Raw genomic sequence first — 2704 nt, forward strand, 5'->3', positions numbered from 1 at the left:
GTGACAGGTGACCGGGGACCCGCCGTCCTCACCGGGGTCCTGCCGCCGGGAGTAGACCGCCACCTCGCGGCGGCCGTCGGCGTCCGCGTCGCCGGCCCGGACCTGCACCTGCCGCACGTCGTCCTCGGCAAGCACCAGCGGCGCCTGGAGCACCAGCTCGTCCAGCACCGGGCAGCCCAGGCGGGCGCCCGCGGCGCTGGCCAGCTCGATCAGGGCGGCGCCCGGCACCACGACCGTGCCGGCCACCGCGTGGTCGCGCAGCCACGGCTGCGCCTGAACCGACACCCGTCCGGTGAAGACCCACTCGTCCCGGTCGCCCACCGGCACCGCGGCGGCCAGCACCGGGTGCTCGACCCGGTCGAGACCGGCGGCGGACGCGTCACCGGTGGCCGCGGCGGACGACAGCCAGTACCGCTCGCGCTGGAACGCGTACGACGGCAGCGCGACCCGGCCGGCCCCGGTGCCGGCGAACACCGCGGGCCAGTCCACCGTCGCCCCGGCCACGTGCGCCTCGCCAAGCGACAGCAGGAAGCGGGGCAGGCCGCCCTCGTCGCGGCGCAGCGAGGCCAGCACCGTGGCCCGCTCACCGGCGTCCGCCTCCTGCACGGTCTCCTGCATCGCCATGGTCAGCACCGGGTGCGGGGACACCTCGATCAGCGCGGTGACGCCGTCGTCGAGCAGCGCCCGGACGGCCGGCTCGAAGCCCACCGGCTCGCGCAAATTGCGGTACCAGTAGGCGGCGTCCAGGCCCGCGGTGTTCCGGTAGCCGCCCTCCGCAGTGGAGTAGAACGGCACCTCGCCGGAGCGCGGCCGGACCGGGGCGAGCGCGGTGAGCAGCTCCTCGCGCAGGACCTCCACGTGCGGCGAGTGCGAGGCGTAGTCCACCGGCACCCGGCGCGTCCGGATCCCGCCGCGCTCCGCGGCCGCGATCATCTCGTCCAGCGCCGCCGGGTCGCCGGCCACCACCACGGCCGCCGGTCCGTTGATCGTCGCGACCGAGATCAGGTCGCCGTACGGCGCGATCAGCTCCTGGGCCGCGGGCAGCGGCAGCGCCACCGAGACCATCGCCCCGGAACCGGCCAGGCGGTCCCGGACGAGCTGGCTGCGCACCGCCACCACCCGGACGGCGTCCTCCAGCGACAGCCCGCCGGCGACGTATGCGGCGGCGATCTCGCCCTGCGAGTGCCCGATCACCGCGGCTGGCCGCACCCCGTACGACCGCCACAGCTTCGCCAGCGCCACCATCATCGCGAACAGCGCGGGCTGCACCACGTCGACGCGCTGCAACGACGGCGCGCCGGGCGTCCCGCGCAGCACGGCCTCCAGATCCCAGTCCACGTGGCGGGCCAGCGCCCGGCCGCAGGCGGCGATCTCCGCGGCGAACTCGGGCGCGGTGTCCAGCAGCTCCACCGCCATGCGGTCCCACTGCGCGCCCTGGCCCGGGAAGACGAACGCCACCCGGTCGCCGGTGACCCGGCCGTCCACGACACCCGGCGCGGCCTCGCCGCCGGCCAGGGCGCGCAGCCCGGCCAGCAGCTCGTCGCGGTCCGCAGCGACCACCGCCGCCCGGTTCTCCAGGTGCGCGCGAGTGGTGGCCGCCGAGTGGGCGACGTCGAGCGGCGTCCAGCCGGGCTCGGAGACCAGCGCCGCGTGCAGCCGCTGCGCCTGCGCCCGCAGCGCCGCCGGGCCACGCCCGGACAGCACCACCGGCACGGCCGGCAGCACGGTCCCGGGCGCCGGCGCCGGGCTGCTCGCGGCCGGCGGCGCCTCCTCCAGGATCACGTGCGCGTTGGTGCCGCTGACTCCGAACGAGGACACCCCGGCGCGGCGGGGCCGGCCGGACGCCGGCCACGGCACCGTCTCGGTCAGCAGCTCGACCCGGCCGGCCGTCCAGTCGACGTGCGGCGACGGCGCGTCCACGTGCAGGGTGCGCGGCAGCGTCCCGTGCCGCATCGCCTGCAGCATCTTGATGACCCCGGCGATGCCGGCCGCGGCCTGGGTGTGGCCGATGTTCGACTTGACCGACCCCAGCCACAGCGGCTCCTCGCGGTCGCGGCCGTAGGTGGCCAGCAACGCCTGCGCCTCGATCGGGTCGCCCAGCCGGGTGCCGGTGCCGTGGCCCTCGACCGCGTCAACGTCGGACGGCCGCAGCCCGGCGCCGGCCAGCGCCTGCCGGATCACCCGCTCCTGCGACGGGCCGTTCGGCGCGGTCAGCCCGTTTGCTGGCCCCGTCCTGGTTGACCGCGCTGCCGCGGATCAGGCCCCAGATGCGTCGGCCGTGCCGCCGGGCGTCGGACAAACGTTCCAGCACCAGCACGCCGAGGCCGTCGGAGAAGCCGGTGCCGTCGGCGGCGGCAGCGTACGCCTTGCAGCGCCCGTCAGCGGACAGCCCGCGCTGCCGGCTGAACTCGACCAGCAGGAACGGCTTGGCCATCACGGTGACCCCGGCGGCCAGCGCCAGCGAGCACTCGCCGGAGCGCAGCGCCTGCCCGGCCAGGTGCAGCGCGACCAGTGACGACGAGCACGCGGTGTCCACACTGACCGCGGGACCCTCCAGCCCGAGGGTGTACGCCACCCGGCCGGACACCACGCTGTTCGTGGTCCCGGTGAGGCGGAAGCCCTCCAGCTCGGGCGGGATGGCGCCGCCGTAGTCGTCGGACGACATGACGCCGCAGAACACCCCGGTGTCCGAGCCGCGCAGCGC

Annotated in this window: 1 pseudogene; it reads right to left on the bottom strand. The window is 76.5% G+C overall.

Annotated elements, in window-relative coordinates:
• Positions 1-2704: pseudogene (locus MCAG_RS32175) on the bottom strand (type I polyketide synthase); the annotation flags it as partial.

This window comes from Micromonospora sp. ATCC 39149, from assembly GCF_000158815.1.
GTDB lineage: Bacteria > Actinomycetota > Actinomycetes > Mycobacteriales > Micromonosporaceae > Micromonospora.